15 protein-coding genes are annotated in these 18385 nt (G+C 51.9%); 8 read left to right on the top strand and 7 right to left on the bottom strand.

Going from position 1 to position 18385, the window contains the following annotated elements:
• Positions 1-124 precede the first annotated feature (124 nt).
• Positions 125-295, top strand: a complete 171-nt coding sequence (locus ACVB80_RS04150; RefSeq protein ID WP_481080012.1) for a hypothetical protein — start codon at positions 125-127, stop codon at positions 293-295.
• Between the two features lie 266 nt (positions 296-561).
• Positions 562-1158 (top strand): GTP cyclohydrolase II, encoded by a 597-nt coding sequence (locus ACVB80_RS04145; RefSeq protein WP_481080011.1) that lies wholly within the window; start codon positions 562-564, stop codon positions 1156-1158.
• A 99-nt stretch (positions 1159-1257) separates the two neighbouring features.
• Here ACVB80_RS04145 and ACVB80_RS04140 read toward each other — a convergent pair whose 3' ends face one another.
• Positions 1258-3912 carry a beta-N-acetylhexosaminidase gene (locus ACVB80_RS04140; RefSeq protein WP_481080010.1) on the bottom strand — a complete coding sequence of 885 codons (2655 nt, stop codon included), beginning with the start codon at positions 3910-3912 and terminating at the stop codon, positions 1258-1260.
• Positions 3913-4528: 616 nt separating this feature from the next.
• On the opposite strand from ACVB80_RS04140, the gene ACVB80_RS04135 reads away from it, so the two are divergent.
• The 3 genes from ACVB80_RS04135 to ACVB80_RS04125 all read left to right on the top strand — a co-directional run bounded on the left by ACVB80_RS04135 (position 4529) and on the right by ACVB80_RS04125 (position 7569).
• Entirely contained in the window at positions 4529-6139 is a 1611-nt protein-coding gene (locus ACVB80_RS04135; protein WP_481080009.1) for a L,D-transpeptidase family protein, read from the top strand.
• A 131-nt stretch (positions 6140-6270) separates the two neighbouring features.
• Positions 6271-6819, top strand: coding sequence for a peptidoglycan L,D-endopeptidase MepK (gene mepK, locus ACVB80_RS04130; protein ID WP_481080008.1), 549 nt, complete (start codon positions 6271-6273; stop codon positions 6817-6819).
• A 96-nt stretch (positions 6820-6915) separates the two neighbouring features.
• The gene (locus ACVB80_RS04125; RefSeq protein WP_481080007.1) at positions 6916-7569 is read left to right on the top strand and encodes an MBL fold metallo-hydrolase; all 654 of its coding nucleotides are present in this window, start codon (positions 6916-6918) and stop codon (positions 7567-7569) included.
• Here ACVB80_RS04125 and ACVB80_RS04120 read toward each other — a convergent pair.
• Positions 7563-8252, bottom strand: coding sequence for a DUF2982 domain-containing protein (locus ACVB80_RS04120; protein WP_481080006.1), 690 nt, complete (start codon positions 8250-8252; stop codon positions 7563-7565). The two genes, ACVB80_RS04125 and ACVB80_RS04120, sit on opposite strands and share 7 nt — an antisense overlap.
• Before the next feature lie 172 nt (positions 8253-8424).
• Here ACVB80_RS04120 and ACVB80_RS04115 point away from each other — a divergent pair, with 172 nt between their 5' ends.
• Positions 8425-8808, top strand: coding sequence for a MarR family transcriptional regulator (locus ACVB80_RS04115; protein ID WP_481080005.1), 384 nt, complete (start codon positions 8425-8427; stop codon positions 8806-8808).
• A gap of 221 nt (positions 8809-9029) precedes the next feature.
• Entirely contained in the window at positions 9030-10028 is a 999-nt protein-coding gene (locus tag ACVB80_RS04110) for an ABC transporter substrate-binding protein (protein WP_481080004.1), read from the top strand.
• Positions 10029-10081: 53 nt separating this feature from the next.
• Here the strand turns inward: ACVB80_RS04110 and ACVB80_RS04105 are convergent, their stop codons facing one another.
• Positions 10082-10567, bottom strand: coding sequence for a MarR family winged helix-turn-helix transcriptional regulator (locus tag ACVB80_RS04105; RefSeq protein ID WP_481080003.1), 486 nt, complete (start codon positions 10565-10567; stop codon positions 10082-10084).
• 379 nt (positions 10568-10946) lie between these two features.
• Here ACVB80_RS04105 and ACVB80_RS04100 point away from each other — a divergent pair, with 379 nt between their 5' ends.
• Positions 10947-12521 carry a BCCT family transporter gene (locus tag ACVB80_RS04100; RefSeq protein ID WP_481080002.1) on the top strand — a complete coding sequence of 525 codons (1575 nt, stop codon included), beginning with the start codon at positions 10947-10949 and terminating at the stop codon, positions 12519-12521.
• Between the two features lie 78 nt (positions 12522-12599).
• Here ACVB80_RS04100 and ACVB80_RS04095 read toward each other — a convergent pair whose 3' ends face one another.
• From ACVB80_RS04095 to ACVB80_RS04080, 4 genes are all read right to left on the bottom strand, one after another.
• A complete protein-coding gene (locus ACVB80_RS04095) occupies positions 12600-13319 on the bottom strand; it encodes a 3'-5' exonuclease (protein WP_481080001.1) in 720 nt (239 codons plus the stop codon).
• A gap of 14 nt (positions 13320-13333) precedes the next feature.
• Positions 13334-15214, bottom strand: a complete 1881-nt coding sequence (locus tag ACVB80_RS04090; RefSeq protein ID WP_481080000.1) for a DUF294 nucleotidyltransferase-like domain-containing protein — start codon at positions 15212-15214, stop codon at positions 13334-13336.
• Between the two features lie 77 nt (positions 15215-15291).
• Complete coding sequence (locus ACVB80_RS04085; RefSeq protein WP_481079999.1) at positions 15292-16839, bottom strand: methyl-accepting chemotaxis protein; 1548 nt, start codon at positions 16837-16839, stop codon at positions 15292-15294.
• 285 nt (positions 16840-17124) lie between these two features.
• On the bottom strand, positions 17125-18315 hold the full coding sequence (locus tag ACVB80_RS04080) for an amino acid aminotransferase (RefSeq protein WP_481079998.1): 1191 nt from the start codon (positions 18313-18315) through the stop codon (positions 17125-17127).
• Positions 18316-18385: the final 70 nt, after the last annotated feature.

Genomic DNA, 18385 nt, shown 5'->3' with positions numbered 1-18385 from the left:
GCGGTTCAGTTTTGTTGTTCCAAACCGGGTGCTGACGATCAATAATGATAAGATCTGTTTGAAAATAATACTAAAAACAGCAGTCAGACTAAATTATCAGCAGAACGGATAACGGTGATAAGCAGTGGAACCGGTCATATCACAACTTAAAAAAGATTTTCACGCCAGAATTGCGACCACGGGCCAGAGTGCCAGCGTGGACGATACAATTGCATTGCTGACTCAGGAAGAGCTTACTGAGCTGGAGCAGATGTGGGTGCAACTGGTGATCTGGCAGAAGAAAAACAGCCGCTAATCCTTTCCGTTATCTCCCGTTTCGGCCCGGTTTCTCCGGGCTTTTTGCGTTTTGACCTTACCAATTACAGTGTTGTTATATTATAACGTCACTGCTACTATCATTTTCCGCCCAGGCCCTGTTCCAACACATCACTTCATCTGATGTTTTATAAGCAATAACTTGATTTTGCTGTTCAGCGGCCCAATATAAGCGGATAATCAGAAGTCATCAAAAGCGGCAGGTCGCATGATCTGCGGTTACAGAAAGTAAGAGTGGGAAGCGATATGGCAGAAGTACGTGCCAGAGTAGGTTTAAAAGTCGGGTCCAAAAGCAATATTGATGCAGAAATTCTGTCGTTCAGCGGCCTGCAGTCGGACAAAGAACACGTTGCGGTAATCTTCAAACAGGCGGATAAAAATCAGACCGTACCCCTGGTACGCATGCACTCTGAGTGTCTGACCGGAGACGTTTTTCACTCTTCGCGCTGTGACTGCGGTGAGCAGCTGGATGAAACCATCGAAAAGATGGGCCAGCACGGCGGCATCATTCTTTACCTTCGTCAGGAAGGACGTGGTATCGGTCTGTACAATAAGATCGATGCTTACCGTCTGCAAAGCGAAGGGATGAACACCTACGAAGCCAATAACCACCTGGGTTTTGGCGATGATCTGCGTGATTTTACCGAAGCTTCACAGATGCTGAAGGCGTTGGGTGTGACAAAAATTCGCCTTATCACCAATAACCCGAAAAAGATTAATGAGCTGACTGAGCTGGGTATTGAGATTACCGAGGTAGTGCACACTGCTGCGCACATCAAAGACGGCAATGAAGGCTATCTGAAAGCCAAGGTATCTCACGGTAAGCATCAGCTGGATATTTAACCGGTTACTGCCAGGACGAACATAAGAAAAGCGCCTTCAACTGAAGGCGCTTTTTTTTAAGCTAATCCCGCCGGTTGTGACGGGATTGCACCTGAGGGGTTAGTTAACCTGAGTCACCCGGCTGGCTTTCTCACCGCTGGCCGATACAGAGCGGATCCAGACCGTACCTTCAACCGAAGGGCGGTTGTCATCGCTGTAGCTGAGCCAGTTTTCACCGTCCAGTGAGTATTGCAGCGCCACACCCGGGAACTGAACGTTCATCGCCAGTTTGCCGTCGTTGATCGCCGCGCCCGGTACCGGCAGACGGTAATCGATGCCTGCTTTTTCCAGTTTTGCCAGTTCACGCTGACCGAGCAGGTTGGCAAAGCGGTTCCAGTCACGGCTCAGAGCCTGTTTGTCGACCAGGCTGGTCTGCTGTGAGTATTCAGTTCCCGCTTTGTAGTCGTTTTCCCATTCAGCGCGGTGCCAGGCGCGCTCTGCTGCGGCCAGTACACGCGGGAAGACCATGTACTCATACTGCTCGTCATTACGTACGGTTTCAGACCAAAGCTGGGCAGACAGGCCGTAGAAAGGTTTGCCTTCCACTTCGCCTTTACCGGTAAAGCCGTTGCCGTCACGGTCGAGTGAGGTCTCGGCATTTTGTGGCATGTTTTCCGGCGCAAAGCTGAACATCTTACGGGTGTCTGTCGCGCGGGTTGCCCAGTAATAGCCGCGCTCTTTCGGGTCGGCTTCATAAGGCATATCCATGTAGACGTAATCCGGGTTGGAAACAATCACGTCGTAACCTTTTTTCGCCCACTCATACACAGAAGCGGTGCCGCCCCAGTAAAGCGTATCCCAGAAGTTAACCCGGGTATTTTCAGTGGCAAACGCTGCCGGGCCGCCTTCGCTGTACTTCAGGCCATCCTGCCACGCCTGGAAAGACGGGATGCCTTTATCAGCAACGATTTTCGAAACCTGCTCAGCAAAGTAGCTTGGCAGATGACCAAAGTCGCTCACGGTGCCGTTATCGATCAGTGTCTGGCACTGAGGGGATTTGGCAAATGGCTTATCCTGTTTTGACAGGTCAAGGTCACCTTTCCAGCTCACTTTCTCTTGTGCGTTTACATCCTGGAAACCAGCACCCAGTTTAATGTTTTTCGCTTCGTCACCGCCGAAATGCCAGGTGGATAGTGGCATGCCGGCTTCATTGTGCATGGCCGCCACTTCTGAAATCACCTTGTCCACAAAGCGGGTGGAGGATTCCATACATGGGTTGATAAAGCTGTGCTTGTCGTAGAACTGCACTGTGGTCACGTTGGAGGTGTCCTGCGGGTCCATCAGGCGGTATTCGCTGGCTGCCGCTTCATTCCCTTCTTTGAGCAGGCGCTGGTAGCGGGCTTCCATCGAAACGACTGCAGAGCGGGCGTGTGCCGGCATATCGATTTCAGGGATCACCTCGATATGGCGCGCTTTTGCGTAGCGAAGGACCTCAACGTAGTCGGCTTTGCTGAAGTAACCCGAGCCGAAGTTATCGCTGGTTGGGCCCGAGCCCAGCTGAGGCAGAAGGCAGCTCTGCTCTTCCAGGTCAAAACAGCGGTTTGAACCTACGTCGGTCAGTTCAGGCAGGCCAGGAATTTCCAGTCGCCAGCCCTCATCGTCAGTCAGGTGCAGGTGGAGCTTGTTCATTTTGTAAGCCGCCATCTGGTCAAGGGTGGCCAGAATCGCGGATTTGGAGTGGAAGTTACGTGCCACGTCCACCATTACGCCGCGGTAGTCAAAGCGCGGAGCATCCTTAATGGTGACAACAGGCAGTGATTCTGCGTTCATGCTGTCTGTCAGGCCAAAGACAGACTGCATGGCGTAGAAGGCACCGGCTGTATCGAAAGCACGGATGGTGATGCCGGACTCAGCTACCGAAAGCTGGTAGGCACCGGATTTGGCCAGATCGGTACCGAACTCAGCGGGAACAATCGCGATGCTGACAGGCAGCACGCCACTGAGGTCAATGCCAATAAGATCGGCACGCTGGTTTAATGCAGCGAGCTGCTCTGTATCAAACAGATCGGCAGGCAGAGCCAGACCCTGCTCAATGCTGACCCTGCCTTCACCTGCGGTTACTTCAAGCGGGGTAGGCAGAAGGGCAGTGGAAACATCGGCAGGGGCCAGATCTGCGTTTTTCTCATAACGGCTAAGCGCAGTCGCGAACACATTGTTGTCACCCGGGGTACGTTTCAGGTTGTCACCCTCAAGACCGGATACAAATGAGCTGACGTCTTCGGTGTTAAGCGAAGCAATCAGTTTAGGTTCGCTGCCGGGTGAAGCGACAAAGGCGCCCAGCATAAAGTCGGTCTCAAACAGCTGCCAGTACTCGCCGATCAGCGGCAGTTCAACCACTTCACCTGCATCAAAGCCGTCAAACTTTTCAGTTGGCTCCAGTTTATGCAAATCACCGGTAACCCGGGTGACTTTGAACTGGTCGCTGTTCACATCCAGGATCAGGCGAATACTGTGAAAGTAGATTGCCCAGTCTTTGGAAGTAATGGCATCGCCCTGGTTAGTCATGGTCAGGTTGACTTTGTTACACGAAGCCCATTCGGCTTCGAGTGCCTGACAGGCCAGACCGTCATTGGCACCATGGTTGGTCAGAACCGTATAGTGCATATCTAGGTTATCAGCAATCTGGTCAACAATCTGCTGCTCAGAGGTGAGCTGAGAAGAACAGCCCGCCAGGCCAGCAAGCAGTGAAACAGTGACAAAGTTGCGCTTAAACATCTTACATACCTTCAAAAAATCTCATCGACCGCTTCAACATATCGTTAGTTATTTTTAAGCGCGAAATTAAACAAGCCGGAATGTGATCCTGCTCAAAACCCGGATTTTCGATTGCGTTCAAAAGTCTATAAAAACAAGCGGATACAAACTCCGTTAAAACAGGAATATTGATTTTGACGAAAAAACTGCGAGGCATATCAACTCAGAAACGGGTAAAAATCCGCAAAAGCGTGATCAGGATCGGGGTGTGATTTGGCGCGCAAAATGTTGACTATGAACCGATGGTGCGGATTTTGTGGTTGTGGTCACACTTCTGCCCGGGGGAACAGACGTCAAAACCGGGGTTTTTGACGTTTTTTCTGCAGCAGTTTTCCGGCATAGACTCCTGCGTCAGGCGGATGTTCGGGCTTAGATAGCGACCGGGATGTAAGGAGCAAGCTGGCGGTCATCTGGTATGTCCTGCTATTTCCTGCGCCATTTCATTGTCATAACTATTGATTACTGTTTTTGTCAGGGAATCATCAAAAAGTTAGTGGATTTTTTGCCATACTATTAAAGTCTGCTGTCAATCTGGCGGACGGTTCCTTTCTTATATATCCACGCAAGGAGTGCAGCGATGAGAGTCCGGTATCTGTTAGTAACGGTATTGCTGTGCTTTTCTTCTTTTGGATTTGCTTACAACAAGCATCAGGCTCTGTTTTGGGTATCGGGCCATATTCCGGCCGATACGGTTCTTGCCAATCATGAACAGGTGGCTGAGATTTATGCCCATAACCAGTTTCAGCCTGTGTGGTATCAGTATGATGCGATAAAGGCTTTTGAACACCGGCTGGAGTTTGTTGTACTGGCGGATGTCGGGGATCTGTTCTATCAGCGTTTGCTGGAGCTGAAAGAGGCGCGTTATCAGAATCGCTGGCAGGAATACGACATTCTGGCGACTGACACCCTGCTCAGCTACATGAGTTATGCAGACCAGGCAGCAGAATATGGTAAAGGCTGGTTCTTTGGCGGACGCCTGCCGCAGTATCTGCCACCTCCGCACGCAGAGTCGCTGTCACGGCTGGGATTTGCCGTAGACAGTGATACCCTGCCTGGATTTATTGCTCAGCTCGATACTGAAATCCCGGGCTATGCGGCGCACATGGCAGCGGCAGAGGCGCTCAGTGACTACGTGAATGTGTTTATGGCCAAGTACCGCCAAAGCCGTACGCTTGTAAAAAGAGGGGATAAACTCACTCATAAGCCGGAACTGGTACTTAAGCTTCAGCTGGTTGGCATTGATACCTCTTCCATCAATTCATCCAACGGCTGGTACGATAAATATACCCAGAAAGCGGTAACTGAGTTTCAGCGTCGTCATGGTTTGAAAGCAGATGGCGTGATTGGTCCCAATACCATTTACTGGCTTAACCGTCCGGTAGAAGAGCGCATGCGTCTGATTGCGCTCAATGCCCAGCGTATGCGGATTTGGCCGGTGCAGCGTGATCGCCTGGTGCTGGTGAATGTTCCCCAGTATCAGTTGTGGTACTGGAACGAAGGGGAGACCGAGTTCGCCTCAAAAGTGATTGTCGGAAGACCATCGCGTAAGACACCGTTGATTGATACCCGGATGGATTCGGTGATCCTTAATCCTAGCTGGAATGTACCGCATAAGATCATGGTTAACGATATTTTGCCCAAAGCTTTCAACAGCCAGGAGTACCTGAGTGAGCATCACTATGAGATCGTAGATAACTGGCGCAGCAAAGAAGTAATAAAGGCGGAAGAGCTTGACTGGACCGCGATGACTCCGGCCAGTTTCCCGTACCGGATGCGTCAGCAGTCCGGCCCTTATAACGCACTTGGTCTGTATAAGTTCAATACCCCAAACAAAAGTGCGATCTTTTTACACGATACTCCGGCCAAAAAACTGTTTACCCGTGAGCGGCGGGCATTCAGCTCCGGCTGTATCCGGGTTCAGGACGCCGAAATACTGGCAAAACTGTTACTGGAGCGTTCAGCGGCGCAACCGGTTGATGAAGCCAGCCTGACGACGGAAGATACACTGGCGATCACCCTGAAGAACCGCATCCCGGTGCACATCATTTACCAGACGGTATGGCTCGAAGGGGGGGAAATACATTTCCGCCCCGATATCTACCGTTATGATCATTTGAGTAAGAGTTCAAATTTTGACGCAAAAATGACGAAAATTGTCGATCTGAATAATTTGCTTTCTGCTCAATAGTTAATCTGTTAAATCACCTTGGTTTGCCGCTTATTGCGGATTGACCGGTCGCTTTTTTGTCGGTAGGGTCCCGTTTTTGCATTCAAAAATGCACGAGTAAACGCAGACCCGGACAAGAAGTACGACAGACTATGGTGAATTCGCAACTTACACGCAGGCATTTTCTTCAGCTGGCCGCCACCGGCGCAGCGGCCAGTGCACTGTTCCCAGGCCAGGCTCTGGCAACCCTGGCGCAAAAGCCCCGCATTTTGCTACTGAGCAACCTCCACACTGGTGAAACCCTGGAAACCCGTTACTTTGACGGTTCCCGTTATATCAGCAAAGAACTGGCAAGAATTGACCATATCCTGCGTGATTTCCGCCGTAATGAAGTACATACCATGGACCGTCTGCTGCTGGATAAGATATGCGCCATTCAGTCTGTACTTGGTACAGAAAACGAAGTGCAGATCATTTCCGGCTACCGCTCTCCGGCAACCAATGAAATGCTGCGGGGCAAATCTTCCGGGGTGGCAAAGAAAAGCTATCACATGCTGGGCCAGGCCATTGACCTGCGTATTGATGGGGTCAAACTGGCGGATGTGCGCAGAGCAGCGATATCGCTGAAAGCCGGTGGGGTTGGTTATTACCCGGGCAGTGACTTTGTTCATATTGATACCGGGCCAACCCGCGCGTGGTAAATAAGTTGCTGATGTCAGTAAGGGTTTGAATACTTGTCAAACCCCGTGGCAGCTGTCATAGTTTTGCCATTCTGAACTGCAACAACGAGTATTTTCATGGCTCTTAAATATCAAATCGTGCCGGTCACGTCTTTTTCTCAAAACTGTTCAATCCTGTGGTGTGATCAAACCATGAAAGGGGCAGTCATCGACCCGGGCGGCGACGTTAAGCAACTGGCAGCGCTGATCAAAGAGCTGGGTGTTGAGGTAGAGCAAATCCTGCTGACTCACGGTCATCTTGATCACGTCGGTGGTACCGAGGCGCTGGCTCGTGAAGTGAGTGGCCGTGTTGTTGGTCCGCACAAAGATGATAACTTCTGGCTTCAGGGCCTGGAAGGTCAGAGTCAGATGTTTGGTTTCCCGCTGACTGAAGCGTTTGAACCGGATCAGTGGCTGGAAGATGGTGACGTTGTCACTATTGGTGAGCAAACCCTGTCAGTGCTGCATACACCGGGTCATACACCAGGTCACGTAGTCTTTTTCAGTGAAGAAGCGCAGGTGGCGTTTGTTGGTGACGTGCTGTTTAACGGCAGTGTCGGCCGTACAGACTTTCCTAAAGGGGATTTCAATACCCTGATCAGCTCAATCAAAACCAAGCTGTGGCCGCTGGGCAATGAGGTGACGTTTGTACCTGGCCACGGTCCTGAATCCACCTTTGGCCGTGAACGCGCCAGCAACCCGTTTGTAGCGGACGAGATGCCACTTTACTGATCCGGACTTTCGGCCCAGTCATAATCAGGCGCTGCTGCCAGGTAGCGCCTTGTCAGCCCGACAAACTCATCAATATCCCTGTCCAGATCTGACGCAGCAATAAACAGGTCATAACCAAAAAACGCCCGCTGGTGGCGCATGCGGTTAGCCAGCATCGCCAGTAATCCGGTGTAAACCTTTCCCTGATTATCAATATAGTTGTGACTGTCCAGAACTATGTCTTCAAACGATTGGGCATTTCCGGCCTGTTTGCAGCCAAGGTAGAGCAGGGCACGCTGCTCAAGCAGGATTTGGGTGGCAACCCGGGGGCAGATACTCTCCAGGTATGGACGGTAGTCTTTAAGCCGGATGCCGATCCAGGGCAGGGGTTGATGCCAGCCATCGGTATTGCAGCTACAGACGCCAATTTGCTGAACATCATGCCAGCGCAGTACCCAACCACCTCTGTACAGGTGCTGCTGGAAATGCGTCTGAGTCAGGGTATAGCCTACCCGGGCCTGCTCTATCATAAACCAGGTCGCTGCTGCAATCGCCAGTATTGCGCCCACAGACATCAGTGCCTGAAAGAGACCCGGGGCCGTGAAAATCAGAAAGACAGAAATCAGTGCCAGCAGGATAAGGATCAGCTTTCCCGCCGGTGAGGAAAAGCGAAAGGGGATATTACTGAGTTGAAGCGTTTGCATGTTTGCTGCCCTGTGACTGCGGGTCTGGTTAAATAATAGCCTGACGCGCATCAAAACCCCATTTTTTACCCGAAATCTCCCCGGAGACTACAAATCTGCCTTCAATTTTGGTATAAAACGCGCTTCAAATTTTGACCACTGCGCCGAATGCAGTGAAACGGAGAAATACTCGATGAGACTTGCACATAAGCGTAAGGTGCAGATGAAACTGCAAAAACGCATTAAAGCTGCAGCCGCGAACGTGGCTGACACCAAAACTGCCAAGCCAGTTGCTGAGAAGACTGTTGCGCCGAAAGCAGCAGCAAAACCAGCAGCAGAGAAAGTAGTTGCAGCGAAAAAAGCAGATGTAGCATTGACGCCTAAACAGCAACAGGTACTGGATATCGTTGCTACTAACGCAGAAGGTATTAACCCGAAAGGCATCGGCCTTGCAGCGGGTCAGGAAGATGCCAAAGCCGCTTCCTGGGCTACCGGCGCTCTGAAGAAACTTCTTGAAGAAAACCTTGTTGTAAAAGAGCAGCTGTCAGGCAATAAAGTTATCTATAAAGCTGTGTGATACTGAGTATCCCCCTGACGATAAAGTGCAGGAAACAGCAGGATATCTGGCCCCGGATTGTTATCCGGGGCCTTTTTTTTTATTGTGTTGATGTAACCTTATGTTTTCGCTCGGCTCTTTTTGTTTGTGCCCGTTTGGTGCACAACCCCGGTGTGGTGACTATTATTAGTAATATCAGTCAGGCATCCCGGCCTGCTGTAATGGCCGTGAGGGGAGAGAGAATGAACACAATACGTTGTGGTATCTGGCAGAGACTGATTTCTGCTGTGCTGCTGACCCTGTTTTCGCTGCCTGTGTTTGCTATGCAGAAAGTACTGGTAATTGAGAGTTATCACTCTGGCTATTCATGGGACCGGGATTACCTGGCCGGTATCCACGAGGTGTTCAATGGTGAGTATGAAGTACTGACGTTTGAGATGGATACCAAACGGATCCCACCGCATGAGTATGCCCAGTCCGCTGAGCGTGCCTGGCAGTATTACCTCAAAATCCGTCCCGACCTGGTCATCATGGGTGACGACAATGCGCTTCGTTACCTGAGTCAGCGCTTTATGAAAGAGACGACACCGGTCGTTTTTCTTGGAGTGAACAATAATCCCCGCAATTATGGCGTTTATTACGGCGGTAATATTACTGGTGTGCTGGAGCGTCCTCTGGTGAAGCGTAACATCTTTGAGATGAACAAGATGCTCAAAGCGAATAAGGTACTTGTGCTTTATGATGGGGGGACAACTGCTCAGGTGACGCTGGAAGAGGTGTTTAAAGGCCGAAACCAAATAAAACTTGCCAGTATCAATGTCCATCTTAAGCTGATCAATTCCTGGGAGAAATGGCAGCAAACCGTACTCACCCTGGAGGAGCAGGGTTATCAGGCGGTATACGTTGGTTTGTACCATACGCTGACCGATGTTGAGGGTAAGCACGTTCCGGCTGAAAAAGTCATTCGCTGGACGTCAGAGCATGTCAAAGTGCCTTTGTTTTGTTTCTGGGACTTTACTGTAGGCAGTGATATGACCGTCGGTGGGCTGGTGCTGTTTGGTGTCGAGCAGGGCAGAACCGCCGCTCAGATAGCTAAACAGATCCTGGCCGGTAAACCTGTGTCTGAGATTGCGATTACGATCGGGGAAAAAGGGCAGTGGTTGTTCAGCCGAAGTCAGTTAAAGCGCTTTGAACTGAAGCTGCACGAGACGTTCCGGGAAAAAGCCAGATTTGTGGATTAGTAATGAAAAAGGGCCTGAGTGATTCAGGCCCTTGTTGTATTGGTCACCGGCTCTTATGCCTGGCTCTCTGGTTTGGTCAGACTGCCCAGTTCAAGAACCGGGGAGACTTCCATATTTTCGGCGTTCATCATGCTGGAAATGCGTTGTACGGAAGAGAGCAGCAGGCTCTGTTCCCACTCTTCGAGCTGCTGAAACCGGCGGACGAAGGTGTCCTGCAGCGGCAGTGGCGCCTGAGCCAGTGCTTTCTGGCCAGCCTCGGTCAGATAGGCGTGTACTTTGCGTTTGTCGGTCTGGCTGCGCACGCGCTGCGCCAGGCCGTTTCTCTCCAGTCTGTCCAGGATAGCCGTCGCGGTCGCCTGGCTCATATTGGTATGGTTGGCCAGGTTGCGTATGGTGACTTCACCCAGCTCCTGAATGGAGCGCATCAGCATCAGCTGCGGGCCGGTAAGGCCGGATTCTTTGCTGAGCTTTTTAGAGTGCAGGTCGATTGCGCGAATGATCTGGCGCAGAGATAAGAGAACTTCTTCGTGCTTGTCCAATGTTAACTACCCGAAAACCCAAGGTGGGCCTAAGTTACCTTAAACCTCAAAGGTTTCAAAACGTTTTTCTCCCCGGATGCGATTTGGGTAGGCGTTTATCTCTGTCTGTTTCATAAAATGCTGGCCTTGCCAGCTTGTCCCGGGCTTGCGTTGGCGGTGTTTTGTTTAGTGTGCGAATTAATAAAATTATCTTTTGTGGTGATAATTTGTCCGTCCAAAAGGTATTTATTGGAATTTGTGCTCAATTATCAATCAGGAGTCTGGCCGGTGTGGAGTACATTGTGTAGTATGAGGCAAAATTTAAGTGGTGAAATAGTATGTTCACTAAATATTACTGCACATACCATTTCACCTCTGATTCGCAAAGCTGAGAGGATTAATGACTAAAGGAATTGATAAATACAGTATAGACAGTACTGACTATACCGTAGGTCAGGACAACGTACAGAAGTGGGGCTTTGATGTCCATAACCCGGTATTCGGTATCAGTGCCGGTCTGATCACCCTGTTTTTGATTGCAGCCCTGGTGGTTGACCCGGAAGTGGCAAAAGGTGCGCTGGATGGCATCAAGTTCCAGATCATCAAGTCGTTTGACGGTCTGTTTATCTGGGCGGGTAATATTTTTGTTATTTTCTGCCTTGCGCTGATTGTCTCCCCTTATGGCCGCATTCGCCTGGGTGGCCGTGAAGCCATCGCGGACTACAGCTTCCTTTCCTGGCTGGCAATGCTGTTTGCTGCTGGTATGGGTATCGGTCTGATGTTCTGGAGTGTGGCCGAGCCGGTGGCTTACTATACCGGCTGGTATGAAACGCCGCTGAATGTGACGCCAAATACCCCGGAAGCCGCGCGTCTTGCGCTGGGCGCTACTATGTTCCACTGGGGTCTGCACCCGTGGGCGATTTACGGTGTGGTTGCCCTGTCTCTGGCGTTCTTCACTTATAACAAAGGTATGCCGCTGTCGATGCGTTCGATCTTCTACCCGCTGCTGGGTGATCGCGCATGGGGGTGGGCTGGTCACGTCGTGGATATCCTGGCAGTACTGGCTACCCTGTTTGGTCTGGCGACATCACTTGGTCTGGGTGCGCAGCAGGCAGCAAGCGGTATTAATCATGTGTTTGGTATCGATGGCGGTATGGGTCTGCAGATCGTGGTGATCTTCATCGTAACCATGCTGGCAGTAGTATCGGTACTGCGTGGTATCGATGGTGGCGTTAAGGTGATCAGTAACGTCAACATGATTCTTGCGTTGCTACTGCTGGTGTTTGTCGCTGTTGTGAGCCTGGCTGTGGCTATGGGCTCCATCCCGACAACCCTGACGGCGTATCTGGAGAACATTATCCCGCTAAGTAATCCGCATGGCCGTGAAGACGAAGCCTGGTTCCAGGGCTGGACAGTGTTCTACTGGGCCTGGTGGATTTCATGGTCACCATTTGTTGGTATGTTTATCGCCCGTGTTTCTAAAGGCCGTACTGTTCGTGAGTTTATCGTAGCGGTTCTGCTGGTTCCAACGGCGGTTACCCTGGTGTGGATGTCGGTATTTGGTGGCATTGCTATTGAGCAGGTAGTTGATAAAGTTGGCGTGTTGGGCGCAAATGGTCTGCGTGAAGTGCCACTGGCGATGTTTGAGATGTTTGAAGCGTTGCCGTTCAGTAAAGCACTGTCTGTTATTGCAGTGCTGCTGGTACTGGTGTTCTTTATCACCTCTTCAGACTCGGGCTCCCTGGTTATCGACAGCATTACTGCTGGTGGTAAAGTGGATGCGCCGGTAGTTCAGCGCGTATTCTGGGCCTTTATGGAAGGTGCGATTGCGGCTGCGCTGCTCTGGGTTGGCGGAACCCAGGCGATTCAGGCGCTGCAGGCGGGGGCTATATCCACCGCATTACCATTTACCTTCATCCTGCTGGCGATGTGTGTCAGCCTGGTGATGGGTATGCGTACCGAGCGTGACTACTGATAAGTCACCCGGGTTAAATAAAGGAGGCTGAGCCTCCTTTTTTTGTATCCGATTTTTGCCTGGTGATTCAGGCCGGTATCAGAGCCAGATATGGCTGATTGGTGTGTCCGGGCTGAAGTGGTGTTGGATCTGCGCCTGAAGCAGCTCGGCAGTTGCCAGTGCATCGGTCAGCGCGTGATGGGGCGGGTAGGCCGGAAGGCCGTAGCGTTCGCGGGTTGTGCCCAGGCGCATGCTTGGCATGCGTTTGCCTTTCAGCCGGTTCAGCCAGCCACCGGTTTGTTTTTGCTGAATGCGGTTTTCCAGCTCCATGGTATCGACCACGGGAAACACGATACCTTCACCCCAGCGGGCGAGCAGCGCCTTATCCATGAAGTTGCGCTCGATGTTGCGGTAGTGAACCACCACAATCTTTCCGGCCAGCGAGGCCAGCACTTCATCAATGATCCGGTCCAGATCCGGTGCGTTAAGAATATCGGAATGGGTGATACCGTGGATCACCACCGATTCGTCCTGCAGCGGCGACTGAGGATTCACAATCCAGTGGCGGGCCTGGCGGCAGTAAATACGGTTGAGGTTAAACGGCACCAGGCCAATACTGACGATGTCATCTTTTTCCGCATCCAGGCCGGTGGTTTCAAAGTCCAGCGCCACGAACGGTACCTCGCTCAGTGGTGTTTCCCTGGCAGCGACACCCTGCTGATAGAAGCTTTTCAGCCGGTCATCTTTGGCCGATTCGAGCCGTTGGGCAAACACCTGGGGCCAGTCTGGCGTTGGTTTTTCAGTTAATTTACGTAGCATAATTCCGGTCCGCCTTACTTAAACGTGTTTGCCTGGTAGCGGAACTTGAGGAAGTTCTGGCTGTTACTCAGGATCTGGAATGCATCTTTGAGATTGCGGCGCTCAAAGTCAGACAGATTGTCCGGCTCAACGTTGTTGTCCGGCTCAATGTTGTTCTCCACGTCTATCGCCTGATGACGGATACGCACCATGGAGATAAATTCCATCGCGTCACGCAGGTCCTGTGCCCGGCCATGAGGCAGTATGCCAGCGTCCTGAATATCATCAAGGCGTTCAAACGAGTTCTGTGCCCGTGATCCGACGGCAAGAGCGTGTACCCGGATCAGATCTGCCAGCGGCGCGGTGCCCCGGCGCTTGAGGTTAATCGAGTTCTTGTGGCGGCCGTCTTTCTCCATTACAAAGCTTTTGAAAAAGCCCAGCGGTGGAGTACGGTTGAGGGCGTTACGCGCAAGACAGGCCAGGAAACGGTTATTGCGCTTGGCGCGGCGCACGATGAAGCTGTTGAGCTGCTCGGCCCATTTCAGGCGGCCATACACACCATCGAGGTCAAAGAAGATCGACGCGTTCAGCAGGGCTTTCGGGTTCGGATTATCGATCCAGTCACCAAAGCACTCTTCCCATTCAGAGCGGGTCATTCGCCACATCGGGTTGGTCGCCATAATATCGCCGGTACAATAGGTGTAGCCACAGCGCGCCAGACCGTCACAGACAAATTTTGCCAGTTCGGCAAAGTAATCGCCGTGCTTGTCCGGGTTATAGCCGTTATCGAGAATGATGGCGTTGTCCTGGTCTGTCACCATCAGCTGTTCATCCCGGCCCATAGAGCCAAGAGCGAGGAAACAGTACGGGACTGGCGGCGGGCCAAGCTCTTCTTCGGCCAGTTCGATAATACGCTGTTTGAAACTCCGGCCGATCACGGACATCGCGCTGCCGACCATGTGGCTGTTGGCGTCTTCGTTGACCAGACGTACAAAGCTGTCCTTGACCTGTTCAGACAGGGTTTCCAGCTCTGCCACGGTCTGCTGCTGGAAAATGCTGCTCACCAGCAGCAGTGAGTTCTGGGACTCGTAGCGGACGATGTCCTGCACTTCGATGATCCCCAGTGGCTGCTGTTGTTTCAGTACCGGAAGGTGGTGCACGTTGTAACGCAGCATGGTCAGCATGGCTTCATACACGTAGGCGTTGTGGTCCAGGCAGACCACTTCCAGTGTCATCACATCCGAGACCGGGTCTTCAGGAGACAGACCTGCCGCCAGAACGCGGGTACACAGGTCCCGGTCAGTAATAATGCCCAGCAGGCCGTTGTCATCTTCATCATCCAGTCTTTCCTGATCGACAACCAGCAACGCGGATACGTTCTCATCGGCCATTTTAATCGCCGCTTCCTGGATGGTTTCCGTCTGGCTGATCAAAACCGGCTCGCGGGTGATCAGGGTTCGCACCTTGGAGGTGGTCAGGTCATTGGCTTCCTGTTTGGTGGAAATAGCCTGACGAAGACGGGTGGAGTCTTCCACTTCCACAAAGTCAGCAAAACTGTCGAACTCGTCATACAGCTTCTGGAACAGCTCCTCGGGAATGCAGTAAACCAGGCTGTCTTCAATGGCTTTCACCGGAAAGCGTACTTTGTTGTTGGTCAGAAGGCCCATTTGGCCAAACAGGTCACCTTCATCGAGCCGGTTGTACAGCTCGCCTTTACGCCGGTAAACCTCGACGACACCGCTTCGAACTATGTACAGGTCATGGATATGGTCACCAAAGTGAATGATGGGCGTGTCGGCACGGTAGTAGGAGATTTCGACCTGCCGGCTGATCTCTGCCACGGTTTCCTCTGGCAGTTGATCAAAAGGGGGGAAGGATGAAAGAAAGCTTTGAATTTCCAGTATTTCGGCTTGCATAATTGGCCTGTCTGACGAATTTGCTCCATCGTAACCAATGCAGAGACGAAAAAAAACCGCGCCGGGCGCGGTTTACGTTATTTCTTAAACTGGGCGATGAGCCTTTGCATGGATTCCAGCCGCTCAACCAGCTCACTGGTACGGGTGACAGAAGAGTTTGCGCTGTCGCTGGTATCGCCTGCCAGTTGCTGAATGTTCACCACATTACGACTGATTTCCTGAGTCACTTCCGCCTGTTGGCTGACCGCGCCCGCTATTTGGTGGCTGCTGTCGGTAACGTTATCCAGCATCCGGGTAATACGGCCCAGTACTTCTCCGGTTTCCTGAGCCCGCTCATTACATTCACCGGAAAGCTGGCTGCCGCGGGACATCAGGGTGACGGCCTCGTTTGCCGTTGCCTGAAGCTCGCTGATCATCTGATGGATCTCATCGGTCGAAGAGCGGGTTTGTGAGGCCAGGTTGCGCACTTCATCGGCCACCACGGCGAAACCACGCCCTGCTTCGCCTGCACGGGCGGCCTCGATTGCCGCGTTCAGCGCCAGCAGGTTGGTTTGCTCAGATACCGCGCCAATCACGTCCAGGATCTGCTCAATCTTCTCACTGTCTTTGGCGAGCTTATCCACGACCTCTTTTGAGTGATCCAGCTCCTGAGCCAGGCCGCTGACTGCAGTCATGGTGGTTTCGATCATTGCCATGCCATTGACAGATTCCCGGTTGGCTTCGTCGGTGGCTTTGGAGGCGTTAATGGCGCTGTCAGAGACCTCCTGAATAGAGTGGGTCAGTTCGGTGACTGCAGTTGCCACCTGTTCGGTCTCACTGCATTGCTGGGTGAGCTGCTGGTCTATGGTCTGGGTGTTGGCAAACTCATCTTCAGCAGAAACCAGCAGCGCACCAGCGGTTTCGGCGGTGCGTGCTGAGACGGCTCTTAGCTGGGCTTTGCGCATCATCAGCGCCAGCTCCAGGCAGGAGTAATCGTCCCGGGTTCCCGTATAAGGGTATTCCATAAGCTCATTGTCATACGAGGCTTTCGCCAGAGCCTGAACCTGTCCGAGGCGTTTATGCTGGGCGGCAGAAATTCCGAGACCTGCCAGGCCGGCAAGGGTGATAACGGCGCTGAGCCAGAACGGTGCGGTGGTGGTCATAGCGGCCACACCCGCTGCAGATATCAGGGTAAACAGGGCAAGTTGCCAGCCGGACCAGGATTTTTTAAACCGTGCGGCAAAAGGCAGCGACTTGCCTTCGCGCATTGCTTTATAGAGGGTTTCTGCCCGGTCGATCTGTGCCTGAGTTGGTTTTGAGCGTACTGACTGGTGCTCAGTGATCCCGCCATCTTTTCCGATAATCGGGGTTACAAACGCTGAAACCCAGTAATGGTCGCTTGCGTTTTTGCAGCGGTTTTTCACCAATCCCATCCAGCTGTCACCTGCTTTCAGGTACTGCCACAGCTGTCCGAACGCCGCTTTGGGCATATCCGGGTGGCGGACCACGTTATGGGGTTTACCCAGCAGCTCCTCCTGCTGATAACCGGCAACGTCGCAAAAGTCCGGGTTAGCAGAGGTAATGATACTGGAAGGATCGGTGACGGAGATCAGATTGTAGTCATCCGGATAGGATTTGTTGGCCATAACTTTCTCAAATTTAAAGCAATTTCGATTTCTTATGCCCGGAACTTTACCATAGCTAAATGTTGAAAGTGTGATTGAAATCAATTATTGAATTTATCAACATAAATGCGTCAATTGATAAATATATAAGCATAAAACTGAGATGGAATTGCAGAAGTTGCAAGGATAGTGGGGTAGGGCTCACAATCTTCTACCCAGTACCCAGTACCCAGTACCCAGTACCCAGAGCCTTAAAACAAAAAAGCCAGCGCATTCCAGCGCTGGCTTTGCAATCATGAGACTGACTTAAAGAACCGCAGCGATACCTTTACACAGCGGGCCCATGTTAGCTTTGGTCATGCCTGCCACACTGATACGGCCGGAGCCAACAATGTAGATAGCGAACTCGTCTTTCAGGCGGTTAACCTGGTCTTTGGTCAGGCCGGAGAAAGAGAACATGCCGTTCTGGCGCTCGATAAAGCTGAAGTCTGCTTCAACGCCTTCTGCTTTCAGGGTGGCAACGAACAGCTCGCGCATTTCCTGAATACGGTCACGCATCTCTGCTACTTCCAGTTCCCACTCTGCGCGAAGTTCAGCGTGGTTCAGAATGTAGGTCACTACTGCTGAGCCGTGTGCCGGCGGGTTAGAGTACACTGAACGGATGATGCTCTTAACCTGAGAGAATGCGGTGGTGGCAACGTCAGTGTCTTTGGCTACCAGGGTAAAGGCGCCGACACGCTCGTTGTACAGACCGAAGTTTTTCGAGAACGAGCTGGCAACCAGGATTTCGTCGTTGTATTTGGCGAAAGTACGCAGGCCGGCTGCATCTTCTTCCACGCCTTTGGCAAAGCCCTGATATGCAAAGTCAAACAGAGGCAGCAGGCCTTTGTCTGCACACAGCTTAGCCAGGGTTTCCCACTCATCAGCCGTCGGGTCGATACCGGTTGGGTTGTGACAGCAGCCATGCAGCAGAACGATGTCACCCGCTTTGGCTTCCTGCAGGCTGGTCAGCATCGCATCAAAGTCTTTCTCTTTGGCTTCTGCGTTGTAGTAGCTGTACTGTTTGGTTTCAAGACCTGCCGCAGTGAACACACCGTTGTGGTTCGCCCAGGTAGGGTTACTCAGCCAGATGCAGCCGCTGTCCAGGTGACGTTTGATGAACTCGCCTGCCACGCGCAGTGCGCCGGTGCCACCAGGTGCCTGAGCGGTCTTGGCTCGCTGGTTTGCAACGATGTCTGAGTCAGCGCCGAACAGCAGTTTTTGTACTGCCAGGCCGTATTCTGCGGTACCTTCAATGGTCAGGTAAGACTTGGTGGTCTGGGTTTCCAGAAGGGCAGCTTCAGCTTTCTTTACTGTTGCTAAAACCGGGGTCTGGCCCTGTTCGTTTTTGTAGATACCAACACCCAGGTTGATTTTTTCTGCGCGGGTATCTTTTTTAAACTCTTCCGTCAGGCCAAGAATAGGGTCCGCAGGCGCGGCAATGACTTTTTCAAACATATTAATCGGCATCCATGTTGATCAGGTTAAGTTAAATTCAGGATCAGTTATACCTTTGCATTGTTGCTGA

It is taken from the genome of Vibrio sp. 9-16B-A1 (assembly GCF_056726165.1).
Note: the sequence above shows the minus strand (reverse complement) of the source record. Positions and strands in the feature narration are given on the sequence as shown.